Source organism: Enterobacter sp. CC120223-11, from assembly GCF_900215375.1.
Lineage (GTDB): Bacteria > Pseudomonadota > Gammaproteobacteria > Enterobacterales > Enterobacteriaceae > Scandinavium.
In genome coordinates, this window is record NZ_OBEF01000007.1 from 198,549 (window position 1) to 213,216 (window position 14,668).

13 protein-coding genes are annotated in these 14,668 nt (G+C 54.9%); 7 read left to right on the forward strand and 6 right to left on the reverse strand.

Annotation, left to right across the window (positions count from 1 at the left end):
- The gene (gene btuF / locus CRO87_RS10735; protein WP_097162933.1) at positions 1 to 801 is read right to left on the reverse strand and encodes a vitamin B12 ABC transporter substrate-binding protein BtuF; all 801 of its coding nucleotides are present in this window, start codon (positions 799 to 801) and stop codon (positions 1 to 3) included.
- Positions 794 to 1,492, reverse strand: a complete 699-nt coding sequence (mtnN, locus tag CRO87_RS10740) for a 5'-methylthioadenosine/S-adenosylhomocysteine nucleosidase (RefSeq protein WP_097162934.1) — start codon at positions 1,490 to 1,492, stop codon at positions 794 to 796. Before mtnN ends, btuF begins: the two co-directional genes overlap by 8 nt.
- 74 nt (positions 1,493 to 1,566) lie before the next feature.
- Here mtnN and dgt point away from each other — a divergent pair, with 74 nt between their 5' ends.
- From dgt to cdaR, 3 genes are all read left to right on the forward strand, one after another.
- The gene (gene dgt, locus CRO87_RS10745) at positions 1,567 to 3,081 is read left to right on the forward strand and encodes a dGTPase (RefSeq protein WP_097162935.1); all 1,515 of its coding nucleotides are present in this window, start codon (positions 1,567 to 1,569) and stop codon (positions 3,079 to 3,081) included.
- A gap of 139 nt (positions 3,082 to 3,220) precedes the next feature.
- Complete coding sequence (degP, locus tag CRO87_RS10755; protein WP_097162936.1) at positions 3,221 to 4,657, forward strand: serine endoprotease DegP; 1,437 nt, start codon at positions 3,221 to 3,223, stop codon at positions 4,655 to 4,657.
- Positions 4,658 to 4,823: 166 nt separating this feature from the next.
- Entirely contained in the window at positions 4,824 to 5,981 is a 1,158-nt protein-coding gene (gene cdaR, locus CRO87_RS10760; RefSeq protein WP_097162937.1) for a DNA-binding transcriptional regulator CdaR, read from the forward strand.
- A gap of 111 nt (positions 5,982 to 6,092) precedes the next feature.
- On the opposite strand, the gene CRO87_RS10765 is transcribed toward cdaR, so the two are convergent.
- The 4 genes from CRO87_RS10765 to map all read right to left on the reverse strand — a co-directional run bounded on the left by CRO87_RS10765 (position 6,093) and on the right by map (position 10,966).
- A complete protein-coding gene (locus tag CRO87_RS10765) occupies positions 6,093 to 6,482 on the reverse strand; it encodes a DUF3461 family protein (protein WP_097162938.1) in 390 nt (129 codons plus the stop codon).
- 111 nt (positions 6,483 to 6,593) lie between these two features.
- Positions 6,594 to 7,418, reverse strand: coding sequence for a 2,3,4,5-tetrahydropyridine-2,6-dicarboxylate N-succinyltransferase (dapD, locus tag CRO87_RS10770; protein ID WP_097162939.1), 825 nt, complete (start codon positions 7,416 to 7,418; stop codon positions 6,594 to 6,596).
- A gap of 28 nt (positions 7,419 to 7,446) precedes the next feature.
- The gene (glnD, locus tag CRO87_RS10775; protein ID WP_097162940.1) at positions 7,447 to 10,110 is read right to left on the reverse strand and encodes a bifunctional uridylyltransferase/uridylyl-removing protein GlnD; all 2,664 of its coding nucleotides are present in this window, start codon (positions 10,108 to 10,110) and stop codon (positions 7,447 to 7,449) included.
- A 61-nt stretch (positions 10,111 to 10,171) separates the two neighbouring features.
- Entirely contained in the window at positions 10,172 to 10,966 is a 795-nt protein-coding gene (gene map, locus CRO87_RS10780) for a type I methionyl aminopeptidase (RefSeq protein WP_097162941.1), read from the reverse strand.
- Positions 10,967 to 11,287: 321 nt separating this feature from the next.
- On the opposite strand from map, the gene rpsB reads away from it, so the two are divergent.
- From rpsB to frr, 4 genes are all read left to right on the forward strand, one after another.
- A complete protein-coding gene (gene rpsB / locus CRO87_RS10785; RefSeq protein ID WP_097162942.1) occupies positions 11,288 to 12,013 on the forward strand; it encodes a 30S ribosomal protein S2 in 726 nt (241 codons plus the stop codon).
- A gap of 117 nt (positions 12,014 to 12,130) precedes the next feature.
- Complete coding sequence (gene tsf / locus CRO87_RS10790) at positions 12,131 to 12,982, forward strand: translation elongation factor Ts (RefSeq protein WP_097162943.1); 852 nt, start codon at positions 12,131 to 12,133, stop codon at positions 12,980 to 12,982.
- 150 nt (positions 12,983 to 13,132) lie between these two features.
- The gene (gene pyrH, locus CRO87_RS10795; RefSeq protein WP_097162944.1) at positions 13,133 to 13,858 is read left to right on the forward strand and encodes a UMP kinase; all 726 of its coding nucleotides are present in this window, start codon (positions 13,133 to 13,135) and stop codon (positions 13,856 to 13,858) included.
- Between the two features lie 163 nt (positions 13,859 to 14,021).
- The gene (frr, locus tag CRO87_RS10800) at positions 14,022 to 14,579 is read left to right on the forward strand and encodes a ribosome recycling factor (RefSeq protein ID WP_097162945.1); all 558 of its coding nucleotides are present in this window, start codon (positions 14,022 to 14,024) and stop codon (positions 14,577 to 14,579) included.
- The last annotated feature ends 89 nt before the right edge of the window (positions 14,580 to 14,668 follow it).

A 14,668-nucleotide genomic window follows, 5' to 3' on the forward strand; every position in this document is an offset into this window, starting at 1 on the left:
TTAATTGACCTGCGCCAGGGCGGTGCAGAGTTGTTTCGCGGCGAGGATAATACGCGGGGAAGCACGTTCAAACCAGTTGCTGTTCACAGGAATCACCGGAATAGTGAGCTGACCGCGCCAGTATTGCGCAATTTTGTCTCTTTCTGCCTCATTGCCTGCGGTCACTATTATCTGTGGCTGACGGGCGAGCACCTGTTCACGGCTCACCTGCGGCCAGGGCACGCGGCTGTTGGCGAAGATATTTTTGCCACCACAGGCTTCAATCACTTCGTTCTGAATCGAGTCCTGATTGCTGGTAAACAGAGGGTTCGTACCGAATTGCAGGAAGACGGTTTTCTTTCTGTCCTGGGCGTGTGCACGTTTCAGCGCGGCAAATTCGTCGCGAAGTGATTTTGCTGTCTCTTTTGCCTGCTGTGGTTTTGGGCTCCATGCCGCCAGCTGCTGTAACGTATTGGCAATTTGCTCCACGCTGCCGGTTTCAACCCAGATAATCTTGATTCCCAGCGCGCTCAGCTGATTCACCTGCCGTTCGGCATTGCCTCCGCGCCAGGCCAGAACCACGTCAGGCTTCAGCGCCACGATGCGTTCCAGGTTCATTCCCTGCCAGCTGGCAATCTCTTCTATGCCTTTCGCCTCTGGAGGATAATCAGAAAAGCTGCTGACGCCGATCGGGGTAATACCCGCAGCAAAAGCCAGTTCGGTATTGGCGGGGGAGAGGGTGATAACCCTCGGCGCGGCCATCAGCCACGCCGGAAGGGTGAACAGCAGGGCGACAAGCCCCGAAGTCAGGCGCTTACGCATTCGCCAGGTTCTGAACCAGGGTTTCCACCATCAGGCTGGACTGTTTGGCGGCGACGGCGAGGAACTCGTCGAAGCTCAGGTGCGACTGCTGATCGGCCACGTCAGAGATGGCGCGAACGACCACAAACGGCATTCCGAAGTTGTGGCAAACGTGCGCGATAGCGGTGGCTTCCATTTCGACGGCGACGGCTTGCGGGAAGTTGTGGCGGATTTTCGCGAGGCCCACGGAGCCGTTGATGAACGCATCGCCGCTGACGATAAGGCCACGTACGGCATTCAGGTTGAGCTGTTTAATGCAGCTTTCCGCCGCTTCAATCAGTTTCGTGTCGGCGGCAAACCCTGCCGGGCAGCCTGGAAGCTGGCCGTACTCGTAGCCGAACGCGGTGACGTCGGCATCGTGGTAGCGGGTTTCATCAGACACGACGATATCGCCCACTTTCAGCGTTGGCGCCAGGCCGCCCGCGGAACCGGTGTTGATGATAGCGTCTGGTTTGCACAGCTCGATCAGCAGGGCAGCACCCATCGCGGCGGCCACTTTGCCGATCCCTGATTTCAGCAGCGCAACGTCAGCGCCGTTCAGCTGGCCGGTGTAGATTTCGCTGCCGCCAATGGTGAGGGTCTGACGGTTCTGGATCTTGTCACGCAGCAGCGTCACTTCTTCTTCCATTGCACCAATAATGCCGATTTTCATAGATTTACTCGCGATGTTTTGGGTTTAAAGGCATAGTTTATCACGGAGCTCGCATTTCCGGACCGGGAGAGGCTATGGCCACAATTGATTTTCGCACAAAGATAAACTGGCACCGGCGTTACCGCTCGCCGCAGAGTGCCGCGACGGAACATGAAATTCTGCGCATTTTCGAAAGCGATCGCGGGCGAATTATCAATTCTCCGGCAATCCGACGATTGCAGCAGAAAACCCAGGTCTTCCCGCTGGAGCGCAACGCCGCGGTTCGCACGCGCCTGACGCATTCTCTCGAAGTACAGCAGGTCGGGCGCTATATCGCCAAAGAAGTGTTGAGCCGCCTGAAAGCACGCAAGCTGCTGGAAACCTATGGGCTGGATGAACTCACCGGGCCGTTTGAAAGCATCGTCGAGATGGCTTGCCTGATGCACGACATCGGCAATCCACCGTTCGGGCATTTTGGCGAAGCGGCGATTAACGACTGGTTCCGTAAACTCCTGTGGCCCGGCGATGCGGCCACTCAGCCGCTGAGCGACGATCGCTGTCTGGTCGGTACGCTGCGCCTGCGTGATGGCGAAGATACGCTGAATGAATTACGCCGCCGCGTGCGTCAGGACCTGTGCCAGTTTGAGGGCAACGCGCAGGGCATTCGTCTGGTGCATACCCTGATGCGAATGAACCTGACCTGGGCACAGGTGGGCTGTATTCTTAAGTACACCCGTCCGGCCTGGTGGCGCGGAAATCCCCCCGAAAGCCACAGCTATTTAATGAAGAAGCCCGGCTACTACTTCTCCGAAGAAGCCTATATTTCAAGGTTACGTAAAGAACTCGATTTGGCTCCTTACAGCCGCTTTCCATTGACGTGGATTATGGAAGCGGCCGACGATATTTCTTATTGCGTGGCCGATCTTGAAGATGCCGTGGAAAAACGCATCTTCAGCGTGGAACAACTTTATCAGCATTTGTATGACGCATGGGGCAGCCACGAAAAAGGTTCCCTGTTCTCTCAGGTTGTCGAAAACGCCTGGGAAAAATCGCGTTCTAATACCCTGAGCCGCAGCACGGAAGATCAGTTCTTTATGTATTTGCGGGTGAATACGCTGAATAAACTGGTGCCGTTCGCCGCGCAGCGGTTTATTGATAATCTTCCGCAGATATTTGCCGGTGACTTCAATCACGCGCTGCTGGAAGACGACAGCGACTTCAGTCAGCTACTTGAATTATATAAAAATGTCGCCATTAAACAGGTGTTCAGCCACCCGGACGTTGAACAGCTCGAACTGCAGGGATACCGCGTCATTACCGGTTTGCTGGAGATCTACCAGCCGCTGCTGAAATTATCTCTGGCGGATTTTAACGAGCTGGTGGAAAAAGAGCGCCTGCGCCATTTGCCCATTGAAAGTCGGCTGTTCCAGAAACTCTCTACGCGACACCGGCTGGCTTATGTTGAAGCGGTGAATAAAGTCCCGCGTGATGCCACAGAGTATCCGCTCATGGAGTACTATTATCGCTGTCGCCTGATTCAGGACTATATCAGCGGTATGACCGATCTCTATGCGTGGGATGAATATCGAAGGCTAATGGCTGTGGAATAAGGCGCGAAGTTTTGTAAAGACGGACAATAAATTTTTACTTTTCACAGAGACTTAAATCCGGAACTTAGCGTAATAAATTGACTCTGACAGTCACATACACGGCAATTTTTGCATTATCTGACATTCGAGACGACGAAACATGAAAAAAACCACATTAGCAATGAGTGCACTGGCTCTGAGTTTAGGTCTGGCCCTTTCCCCGCTGTCTGCATCAGCTGCGGAAACCGCTTCCTCAGCAGCAAACGCCCAGCAGATGCCAAGCCTGGCACCGATGCTTGAAAAAGTGATGCCTTCCGTTGTGAGCATCAATGTGGAAGGCAGCACCACGGTGAACACCCCGCGGATGGGACGTAACTTCCAGCAGTTCTTTGGTGACAATTCTCCGTTCTGCCAGGACGGTTCTCCGTTCCAGAATTCGCCATTCTGTCAAGGCGGCCAGGCCGGACCTGGCGGTAACGGCGGCGGCCAGCAGGAAAAATTCATGGCGCTGGGCTCCGGCGTCATTATTGATGCCGCGAAAGGCTACGTGGTCACCAACAACCACGTGGTGGATAACGCCAGCACCATTAAGGTTTCACTGAGCGATGGGCGTAAGTTTGATGCGAAAGTGGTCGGCAAAGATCCGCGCTCCGATATTGCGCTGATCCAGATTCAGGATCCGAAAAACCTGACCGCCATTAAAATCGCCGACTCCGACGCGCTGCGCGTAGGTGACTACACCGTGGCTATCGGCAACCCGTTTGGCCTGGGTGAAACCGTGACTTCGGGTATCGTGTCTGCGCTGGGTCGTAGCGGCCTGAACGTCGAAAACTACGAAAACTTCATCCAGACGGATGCGGCTATCAACCGTGGTAACTCCGGTGGTGCGCTGGTGAATCTCAACGGTGAATTGATTGGTATTAACACCGCGATTCTGGCCCCGGATGGCGGCAACATCGGTATCGGCTTTGCTATCCCAAGCAACATGGTTCAGAGCCTGACCGGCCAGATGGTGAAATACGGCCAGGTTAAGCGCGGCGAGCTGGGCATTATGGGCACCGAACTGAGCTCCGATCTGGCGAAAGCGATGAAAGTGGACGCGCAGCGTGGCGCATTCGTAAGCCAGGTACTGCCGAATTCTTCTGCGGCAAAAGCGGGTATTAAAGCCGGGGACGTGATCACTTCCCTGAACGGCAAACCAATCAGCAGCTTCTCGGCGCTGCGTGCTCAGGTCGGTACGATGCCAGTGGGCAGCAAAATCGAGCTTGGCCTGGTTCGTGACGGCAAGCCGGTAACCGTGAATCTCGAACTGCAGCAGAGCAGCCAGACTCAGGTCGATTCCAACAGCATCTTCAGCGGTATTGATGGCGCAGAGATGAGCAACAAAGGTGATGACAAAGGCGTGGTGGTGAGCAACGTGAAAGCGGGCTCTCAGGCCGCGCAAATCGGTCTGAAGAAAGGTGATGTGATTATCGGTGCTAACCAGCAGCCGGTGAAAAACATTGCTGACCTGCGTAAGCTTTTCGACAGCAAACCGTCCGTACTGGCGCTGAACATTCAGCGTGGTGACAGCACCATTTATCTGCTGATGCAGTAAGCTTCAAACGCCCTTCTCCGCAGTGAGGAGGGCGCTTTTCTTTGGCCCTCCGCTGTTTCTGTGAACCTTCCCACATATTCATACTTCCCCGCGGCAGTTTGTGCAATTGCACAATGCGCGGGCTGATTCGCTCCCTTATTCTGTTCTCCTGCAGACGGGAGGGGTTATGGCTGGCTGGCATCTTGATACCAAAATGGCGCAGGATATCGTGGCGCGCACAATGCGCATTATCGATACCAATATCAACGTCATGGATGCGCGCGGGCGCATTATCGGCAGTGGCGATCGCGAGCGTGTTGGTGAATTGCACGAAGGTGCACTGCTGGTGCTGTCCCAGGGGCGCGTTGTGGATATCGACGACGCCGTAGCGCGCCATCTGCACGGTGTTCGCCAGGGGATTAACCTGCCGCTGCGGCTGGAGGGTGAAATCGTCGGCGTGATTGGCCTGACGGGGGAGCCCGAACAGCTGCGAAAATACGGTGAACTGGTGTGCATGACCGCCGAAATGATGCTTGAGCAGTCGCGGCTGATGCATCTGCTGGCGCAGGATACGCGTCTGCGCGAAGAGCTGGTGATGAACCTGATCCAGGCGGAAGAACAGACGCCCGCGCTGACCGAGTGGGCGCAACGTTTGGGGATCGATCTCAATCAGCCGCGTGTGGTTGCTGTTGTTGAAGTCGACAGCGGGCAGCTGGGTGTGGACAGCGCGATGGCGGAATTGCAGCAGCTGCAAACCGCGCTGACTGTTCCTGAGCGCAACAACCTGGTGGCGATTGTGTCACTGACGGAAATGGTGGTGCTGAAGCCTGCGCTGAACCCCTTTGGGCGCTGGGATGCGGAAGATCATCGCAAGCGCGTTGAGCAGCTGATTGCGCGGATGAAAGAGAACGGTCAGCTGCGATTTCGCGTAGCCCTGGGCAACTATTTTACCGGGGAGGGCAGCATTGCCCGTTCCTATCGCACGGCCCGCACCACGCTCATGGTTGGCAAACAGCGCATGCCAGAGAGCCGCAGCTATTTCTATCAGGATTTGATGCTGCCGGTGCTGCTCGACAGCCTGCGCGGTGGCTGGCAGGCCAACGAACTTGCGCGCCCGCTGGCAAAACTGAAAACGATGGATAACAACGGGTTGCTTAGGCGCACCCTTGCGGCCTGGTTTCGCCATAACGTGCAGCCGCTGGCCACTTCCAAAGCCTTATTTATTCACCGCAACACGCTGGAATATCGGCTGAACCGCATTTCTGAACTGACCGGGCTGGACTTAGGGAATTTTGACGACAGGCTGTTGCTGTATGTGGCTTTGCAGCTGGATGAACAGAGATAGCTTAATGCAAAACGGCAACACTCGGTTGCCGTTTTTAGTGTTTGCACCCTCTCCCTGTGGGAGAGGGCCGGGGTGAGGGCATCAGACCGCACAATCCCTTCATTACCGCACTTATTTCCCGCGAGTCAGCTTCTCAAGATCGGATTCAATTTCGCTGATCTTGTTCGCCACCACGCTCTCGAGATGGCGCAGATCGTCGAGGATCTTGCGCTTCAGATCCACTTCAGTGCGATCGCGTTTGCACAGCTGATCCAGCTCATCAATCACATAGCGCAGGTTGGGGCTGATTTCCTGCACTTCTTTGTAGCCCTGGCCCACGCCATCGGCGACCACGGTTTTACGCTGACGTGGATATTTGAACTTCACGCTTTTCGCGAAAAACTCGCCCTTATCCTTATGAAAGTAGATTTTCAGGATATCGTTGTTGGCTTCCTGCCGGAGGCTGTAACGATCGATTTCATCAGGATTGGTAATGCCCAAACTTTTCAGATTGTCGTACATAGCGGTATCCTTGAATTAAACATAACCTTTGAATAATTAACGAAAAAATCTATTTTCGCCAGCGGCAGATATAAAAAAAGCGGGGTTGCCCCCGCTTTTTGAACGACCCGCTTAGTCGATGGTGCGAAGCAGTTCGTTAATGCCCACTTTACCGCGGGTTTTCGCGTCCACTTTCTTCACGATAACCGCGCAGTAGAGGCTGTATTTGCCATCTTTCGACGGCAGGTTGCCGGAAACGACAACGGAGCCCGCCGGTACGCGACCGTAGAACACTTCGCCGGTTTCACGGTCGTAGATTTTGGTGCTCTGGCCGATGTAAACGCCCATGGAGATGACGGAGCCTTCCTCAACGATAACGCCTTCAACCACTTCGGAGCGTGCGCCGATGAAGCAGTTGTCTTCGATGATGGTTGGGTTGGCCTGCAGTGGCTCAAGTACGCCACCGATGCCGACGCCGCCGGACAGGTGAACGTTTTTACCAATCTGCGCGCAGGAGCCGACGGTCGCCCAGGTGTCCACCATTGAGCCCTCGTCAACGTAGGCACCGATGTTCACATAAGATGGCATCAGCACGGTGTTACGTGCAATGAATGCGCCCTGGCGCACCGCCGCCGGTGGTACCACGCGGAAACCTTCTTTCTGGAAACGCGCTTCGTCGTAGTCGGCGAATTTCATCGGGACTTTGTCGAAGTAGCGGCTTTCTGCGCCGTCGATGACCTGGTTGTCGTTAATACGGAAAGAGAGCAGAACCGCTTTCTTCAGCCACTGATGCGTTACCCACTGACCGTCAATCTTCTCCGCTACGCGCAGTGCGCCGGAATCCAGCAGGGAAATCACCTGGTTAACCGCTTCACGGGTCACGGTATCTACATTCGCCGGCGTGATGTCGGCGCGGCGCTCAAAAGCGGTCTCAATAACGTTCTGTAACTGCTGCATTGTTAAACTCTTTCCATTAAAAAAAACACTACCCTTTATCGTTTGGATTGAGGGCCTCTGTCAACCGCTGTTGCACGTCCAACTGCAGCTCATTATTAAGGGCACGCCGGTCTGCCGTCGCGATTATAAATAAATCTTCTACTCGTTCACCAATTGTCGTAATTCTCGCCCCGTGGAGCGAAATACCGAGGTCGGCGAACACCTGGCCGACGCGCGCCAGAAGCCCTGGCTGATCGAGAGCAATCAGCTCGAGGAATGACTTTCTGTCGGTGTGAGTGGGCAGGAAATTGACCTCGGTATCAACGGTAAAATGACGCAGCTTCGCAGGCTGGCGGCGAGGTGCGGGCGGCTGCCAGCTGCGCATGGTGATGGCCTGCTCCAGACCCTGACTAATCGCCTCGTGCCGATCGGCGGAAAGCGGGCTGCCGTCCGGCTCCAGCACGATAAAGGTGTCCATCGCCATCCCGTCGCGGGTGGTGAAGATCTGGGCGTCGTGAACGCTGAGATTGCGGCGATCGAGCTCCGCGCAGACGGCGGCAAACAGATACGGCCTGTCTGGACTCCAAATGAAAATCTCAGTGCCGCCGCGCGTGGCCTGCGGACTCAGCAGGATCATCGGTTTCAGCAAATCGTGTTTGAGCAGGTGCCGCGCGTGCCACGCCAGCTGGATTGGCGTGTGGCGCACGAAGTAGTTTGCGCGACAGCGAGACCAGATCTGATGCAGCGCCTCTTCGTCGATATTGTCCATGCGCAGCAGGGCCAGCGCCTGAAGCTGATGGTGACGCACGCGCTCGCGCATGTCCGGCGTGCTTTGCATGCCCCGACGCAGCTGTTTCTCCGTGGCGAAATAGAGTTCGCGCAGCAGGCTCTGCTTCCAGCTGTTCCACAACGTTTCGTTGGTGGCGCAGATATCGGCGACGGTCAGGCAGACTAAATAGCGCAGGCGGTTTTCCGTCTGCACTTCTTCGGCAAACTGCTTGATCACTTCCGGGTCCTGAATGTCGCGGCGCTGCGCGGTGACGGACATCAGCAGGTGATGGCGCACCAGCCAGGCGACCAGCTGGGTTTCGCGCGAATTCAGCCCATGCAGCTCGGCGAATTTCAGCACGTCCTGCGCACCGAGAATGGAGTGATCGCCGCCGCGGCCTTTGGCGATGTCGTGGAAGAGGGCGGCGATCAGGATCAGTTCGGGATGATTCAGGCGCGGCCACAGTTCCACGCACAGCGGATGGCGGGAGCGGGTTTCTTCTTTGGCGAAGCTTTCCAGTTTGAGCAGCACGCGAATGGTGTGCTCATCCACGGTATAGGCGTGGAACAGGTCGAACTGCATCTGGCCGACGATGTGCGACCACTGCGGCATATAGGCCCAAAGCACGCTGTGACGGTGCATTGGCAGCAAACCACGGCTGACTGCGCCCTGATGCCGAAGCATGCTTAAAAACAGCTCACGCGCTTCCGGGATGTAGCAAAGCGGCTGGCTGAGATGACGACGGGCGTGGCGCAAATGGCGCAGCGTGGTCGAATAAATACCGGTTATGCTGCTGTTACGCACCATAATGTGGAACATGCGCAGGATGGCCTGCGGCTCGCGCATAAACAGGTCGTCGTCGCGCAGGTCGATAAGCGTGCCGCGCAGCTGAAAATCGTCGTCAATCGGACGCGGCTTTTCGTCAGCGGTGAGGGCCAGAATCGCCTCATCAAACAGCTGGAGCAGCATCTGATTGAGTTCGCTGACCCGTCGTGTGACGCGGTAGAAGTCCTTCATCATCTGCTCAACCGGCTCGTTGCCTTCGCCGCTGTAATTCAGGCGTTGAGCGACGTTCAGCTGGCGGTCGAACAGCAGGCGGTTGTCGTAGCGGTTAATTTCCAGATGCAGAGCAAAACGAATGCGCCACAGCAGGTGCAGGCACTCATTCAGCTCATTACGCTCTGCTTCTGTGAGAAAGCCGAAGCCGACCATTTCATCCAGCGATGTGGCGCCGAAGTGGCGGCGCGCCACCCATTGCAGCGTGTGGATGTCGCGCAGGCCGCCGGGGCTGCTTTTGATATCAGGCTCCAGGTTGTAACTGGTGCCGTGGTAGCGCTTGTGGCGCTCGTTCTGTTCTTCCACCTTAGCGGCGAAGAATTTTTCAGACGGCCAGAAGCCTTCGCTGAAAATGTGCTTTTGCAGTTCCAGAAAGAGGGCAACGTCACCGATAAGCAGGCGGGACTCAATCAGGTTGGTGGCGACGGTGAGGTCGGAGAGGCCTTCCAGCAGGCACTCTTCGAGGGTGCGCACGCTGTGGCCGACTTCGAGTTTCAGATCCCACAGCAGCGTCAGCAGCTCGCCAATTTTCTGCGCCAGGTCGTCGGGCAGCTTTTTGCGGCTGAGGATCAGCAGGTCGATATCGGAGAGCGGATGCAGCTCTCCACGGCCATAGCCGCCGACGGCAACCAGCGCCGCATCGTCGGCCTCACCAAAACCGTAATGCAGCCACAGGCGCTGGAGCATCTGATCGATAAATTCTGTCCGGGCGGCGATCAGCTGTTCGGCGGACGTGCCGTTGTCGAAGGCTTCACCCAGCCAGTGCTGGAATGCGTCAAGATGCGCCTTGATGCTGGCGCAGTTCAGCTCGGATTCGGCCCAGCTGGCCGGATCTTCCGGCGGGTCAGGCAGAACGGATAAGGCGGTTTCAGGGAAGAAATTACTCATTGCGCCACCCATAAGAAAAAACAATTACTCCAAAAAAAAACCGGCTCGCGCCGGCTTTTCATCATTCGTTGTGCGAGATTATCGCCGGGATGGTGTCATCCTTGCGTAACGTCAGTATTTCGCAGCCGTTGTCTGTCACCACAATAGTATGCTCGTACTGCGCAGACAAGCTCCGGTCTTTGGTTTTCACCGTCCAGCCGTCCTTCATGGTACGGATGCGGTAATCGCCAGAGTTCACCATCGGTTCAATCGTGAAGGTCATGCCCTTTTGCAGCACCACGCCGCCGTCATCTGCATCATAGTGCAGAACCTGCGGCTCTTCATGGAACACGCGGCCAATACCGTGACCACAATATTCACGCACCACGGAGAAGCCTTCCGCTTCGGCAAATTTCTGGATCGCCGCGCCCAGCGTGCGCAGACGGATACCCGGTTTCACCATTTTCAGCGCCAGGTAGAGGCTTTCCTGGGTGACGCGGCAGAGGCGTTCGCCGAGGATGGTCGGTTTGCCGACGATAAACATCTTCGAGGTGTCGCCGTGGTATTCATCTTTAATGACGGTGACGTCGATGTTGACGATGTCGCCATCCTTCAGCAGCTTCTCGTCGTCCGGGATGCCGTGACACACCACTTCATTAATAGAGATGCAGACGGATTTCGGGAAACCGTGATAGCCGAGGCAGGCGGAGACGGCGTGCTGCTCGTTGACGATGTAGTCGTTACAAATGCGGTCCAGTTCGCCGGTGCTGACGCCCGGTTTAATGTGCGCTTCGATCATTTCCAGCACTTCGGCAGCCAGGCGGCCAGCGACGCGCATTTTTTCGATTTCTTCGGGGGTCTTAATAGAGATAGCCATGAATTCTGTCCATCAGGGCCGATTTATCGGCAATACTAGTGTAAGTGCCGTCAATGGTATCAGCCCGCCGTACCTCGTGCCAAACTGAGAATCATTAACAGCACACTGCGCCAACATTTATTGGTTTCCACTCGTGATTTATGGTATAAAGCGCGCCGAACTTCCATTCCGTTTGATATGCACAAAAGCGGTCTGGCAGCGACTAATCTCACTTTGTGTAATAACACACACGTATCGGCACATACGCCGGGGTGCCCTTCGGGGTCGGTCGTATGGGATACGTGGAGGCATAACCCCAACATTTATATAGAGGTTTTAAACATGGCAACTGTTTCCATGCGCGACATGCTCAAGGCTGGTGTTCACTTCGGTCACCAGACCCGTTACTGGAACCCGAAAATGAAGCCTTTCATCTTCGGCGCGCGTAACAAAGTTCACATCATCAACCTTGAGAAAACTGTACCAATGTTCAACGAAGCTCTGGCTGAACTGAACAAGATCTCTTCTCGCAAAGGCAAAATCCTTTTCGTTGGTACTAAGCGTGCTGCAAGCGAAGCGGTAAAAGAAGCTGCTAACAACTGCGACCAGTTCTTCGTGAACCATCGCTGGTTGGGCGGTATGCTGACTAACTGGAAAACCGTTCGTCAGTCTATCAAACGTCTGAAAGACCTGGAAACTCAGTCTCAGGACGGCACCTTCGACAAGCTGACCAAGAAAGAAGCGCTGATGCGTACTCGTGAACTGGGCAAGCTGGAAAACAGCCTCGGCGGTATCAAAGACATGGGCGGCCTGCCGGACGCACTGTTTGTTATCGATGCTGACCACGAGCACATCGCTATCAAAGAAGCAAACAACCTGGGTATCCCAGTATTTGCTATCGTTGATACCAACTCTGATCCAGACGGCGTTGACTTCGTTATCCCTGGTAACGACGATGCAATCCGTGCAGTTAACCTGTACCTGAATGCCGTTGCTCAGACCGTTCGTGAAGGCCGTTCTCAGGATCTGGCTTCTCAGGCGGAAGAAAGCTTCGTAGAAGCTGAATAATAAGGTTTAGCCCTTATTAGTACCGAGTATGGATAGGGGCCCTCTTAGCGGCCCCTTTTTCACTTTTAGACCGTTTGGCTTAACGCCGGGCGGTCACCATTTCCCGAGGATTTTAGAATGGCTGAAATTACCGCCTCCCTGGTAAAAGAGCTGCGCGAGCGTACTGGCGCAGGCATGATGGATTGCAAAAAAGCGCTGACTGAAGCGAACGGCGACATCGAGCTGGCAATCGAAAACATGCGTAAATCTGGCGCGATCAAAGCAGCTAAGAAAGCAGGCAACGTGGCTGCTGACGGCGTGATCATCACTAAGATCAACGGCAACTACGGCATCATTCTGGAAGTTAACTGCCAGACTGACTTCGTGGCTAAAGACGGCGGTTTCCAGGCTTTCGCAAACAAAGTTCTGGACGCAGCTGTTGCTGGCAAAATCACTGACGTTGAAGTGCTGAAAGCGCAGTTCGAAGAAGAGCGCGTTGCTCTGGTTGCTAAAATCGGTGAGAACATCAACATCCGTCGCGTTGCTGCGCTGGAAGGCGAAGTTCTGGGTAGCTACCTGCACGGTGCTCGCATCGGTGTTCTGGTTGCCGCTAAAGGCGCTGACGAAGAGCTGGTTAAGCACGTTGCAATGCACGTTGCTGCAAGCAAGCCTGAGTTCGTGAACCCGGAAGACGTTTCTGCTGAAGTAGTAGAAAAAGAGTACCAGGTTCAGCTGGACATCGCCATGCAGTCCGGTAAGCCAAAAGAAATCGCAGAGAAAATGGTTGAAGGCCGCATGAAGAAATTCACCGGCGAAGTTTCTCTGACCGGCCAGCCTTTCGTTATGGATCCAAGCAAAACCGTGGGTCAGTTCCTGAAAGAGCACAACGCGACCGTGACTAACTTCATCCGCTTCGAAGTGGGCGAAGGTATTGAGAAAGTTGAGACTGACTTTGCAGCAGAAGTTGCTGCGATGTCCAAGCAGTCTTAATTTTCTTAAAGGAGCCGCCTGAGGGCGGCTTCTTTTTGAGCCCCATCAAGTGAAAATCAGTCAGGTTCCTATAGGCTTGCACTGATGAGCGACATACTCTTGTCGCCAGATTTTACCCTTCTCAAACGTTGACAGTCCCAGGAAAGAAATATGGCTACCAATGCAAAACCCGTCTACAAACGCATTCTGCTTAAGCTCAGCGGCGAAGCACTGCAGGGAACTGAAGGCTTCGGTATCGATGCCAGCATTCTCGACCGTATGGCGCAGGAAATTAAGGAACTGGTTGAACTGGGGATCCAGGTCGGTGTGGTAATTGGTGGCGGTAACCTCTTCCGTGGTGCGGGTCTGGCAAAAGCGGGTATGAACCGCGTTGTGGGCGACCACATGGGCATGCTGGCAACGGTTATGAATGGCCTGGCTATGCGTGATGCACTCCACCGCGCCTATGTGAACGCCCGCCTGATGTCCGCCATTCCGCTGAATGGCGTTTGTGACAATTACAGCTGGGCCGAAGCTATCAGCCTGCTGCGTAACAACCGCGTGGTGATCCTCTCCGCCGGTACCGGTAACCCGTTCTTCACCACTGATTCAGCGGCCTGCCTGCGCGGGATCGAAATTGAAGCTGACGTGGTGCTGAAAGCCACTAAAGTTGACGGCGTGTTTACCGCCGATCCGGCAAAAGATCCCACTGCCACCATGTACGAACAGCTCACCTATACTGAAGTGCTGGATAAAGAGCTGAAAGTGATGGATCTTGCAGCGTTCACGCTGGCTCGTGACCACAAGTTGCCGATTCGTGTCTTCAACATGAACAAAGCAGGGGCACTGCGTCGCGTGGTAATGGGTGAGAAAGAAGGCACTTTAATTACGGAATAATTTCCGTCAGCCACAAATCAGGGTAAGATTCCGCTTTATTTTTGCGACGCTTACCGGGCGGCCCATTGCGGCGGCAAGTTTTATACAGGCTATACTTAGCACACTCGCAACCCGTGGGCGTGCTGTATGGTCAGCCTGAGACAAGATTTCAAGGATTCGTAACGTGATTAGCGATATCAGAAAAGATGCCGAAGTACGCATGGAAAAATGCGTAGAATCATTCAAAAACCAGATCAGCAAGATCCGTACTGGCCGTGCTTCACCAAGCCTGCTGGATGGCATCGTAGTAGAATACTACGGTGCGGCGACTCCGCTGCGCCAGCTGGCAAGCGTGACCGTAGAAGACTCCCGTACGCTGAAAATCAACGTGTTTGACCGCTCTCTGGGCCCGGCCGTAGAAAAAGCGATCATGGCGTCCGATCTCGGTCTTAACCCAAGCTCTGCGGGTTCAGACATTCGCGTTCCACTGCCTCCGCTGACGGAAGAACGTCGTAAAGATCTGACCAAGATCGTTCGCGGTGAAGCTGAGCAGGCGCGCGTTTCCGTGCGTAACGTACGCCGTGATGCGAACGATAAAGTGAAAGCTCTTCTGAAAGAAAAAGAGATCAGTGAGGATGACGATCGTCGTTCTCAGGACGACGTACAGAAAATGACCGACGCTGCGATCAAGAAAGTGGACGCGGCGCTGGCAGAGAAAGAAGCGGAACTGATGCAGTTCTGATTTCTGACGTTATCTGATGAACGCCGTACAGGAAACCTTCGGGTTTTGCTGGCGGCGTTTTGCTTTTTAGTTCCTCTCTCTTCGGGTTT

Bases quoted from the DNA above. Each gene is read 5' to 3' on its own strand.
- btuF (WP_097162933.1), bottom strand. From the start codon at position 801: ATGCGTAAGCGCCTGACTTCGGGGCTTGTCGCCCTGCTGTTCACCCTT.
- mtnN (WP_097162934.1), bottom strand. From the start codon at position 1,492: ATGAAAATCGGCATTATTGGTGCAATGGAAGAAGAAGTGACGCTGCTG.
- dgt (WP_097162935.1), top strand. From the start codon at position 1,567: ATGGCCACAATTGATTTTCGCACAAAGATAAACTGGCACCGGCGTTAC.
- degP (WP_097162936.1), top strand. From the start codon at position 3,221: ATGAAAAAAACCACATTAGCAATGAGTGCACTGGCTCTGAGTTTAGGT.
- cdaR (WP_097162937.1), top strand. From the start codon at position 4,824: ATGGCTGGCTGGCATCTTGATACCAAAATGGCGCAGGATATCGTGGCG.
- CRO87_RS10765 (WP_097162938.1), bottom strand. From the start codon at position 6,482: ATGTACGACAATCTGAAAAGTTTGGGCATTACCAATCCTGATGAAATC.
- dapD (WP_097162939.1), bottom strand. From the start codon at position 7,418: ATGCAGCAGTTACAGAACGTTATTGAGACCGCTTTTGAGCGCCGCGCC.
- glnD (WP_097162940.1), bottom strand. From the start codon at position 10,110: ATGAGTAATTTCTTCCCTGAAACCGCCTTATCCGTTCTGCCTGACCCG.
- map (WP_097162941.1), bottom strand. From the start codon at position 10,966: ATGGCTATCTCTATTAAGACCCCCGAAGAAATCGAAAAAATGCGCGTC.
- rpsB (WP_097162942.1), top strand. From the start codon at position 11,288: ATGGCAACTGTTTCCATGCGCGACATGCTCAAGGCTGGTGTTCACTTC.
- tsf (WP_097162943.1), top strand. From the start codon at position 12,131: ATGGCTGAAATTACCGCCTCCCTGGTAAAAGAGCTGCGCGAGCGTACT.
- pyrH (WP_097162944.1), top strand. From the start codon at position 13,133: ATGGCTACCAATGCAAAACCCGTCTACAAACGCATTCTGCTTAAGCTC.